Origin of the sequence: Limosilactobacillus portuensis (assembly GCF_014838735.1) — a bacterium.
GTDB classification, from domain to species: domain Bacteria; phylum Bacillota; class Bacilli; order Lactobacillales; family Lactobacillaceae; genus Limosilactobacillus; species Limosilactobacillus portuensis.
The window spans coordinates 1-243 of record NZ_JABUXQ010000160.1 but is presented as its reverse complement, the minus strand read 5'-3'; the positions used below and the strand labels follow the sequence as shown (position 1 = coordinate 243).

Below are 243 nucleotides of genomic sequence, written 5' to 3'. Positions count from 1 at the left end.
GTTCACGCAGTGACGGTATCCAACCAGAAAGTCACGGCTAACTACGTGCCAGCAGCCGCGGTAATACGTAGGTGGCAAGCGTTATCCGGATTTATTGGGCGTAAAGCGAGCGCAGGCGGTTGCTTAGGTCTGATGTGAAAGCCTTCGGCTTAACCGAAGAAGTGCATCGGAAACCGGGCGACTTGAGTGCAGAAGAGGACAGTGGAACTCCATGTGTAGCGGTGGAATGCGTAGATATATGGA

1 rRNA gene is annotated in these 243 nt (G+C 53.1%); it reads left to right on the top strand.

The features are described from left to right. Positions 1–243 (top strand): 16S ribosomal RNA (locus HUK49_RS10985); the annotation flags it as partial.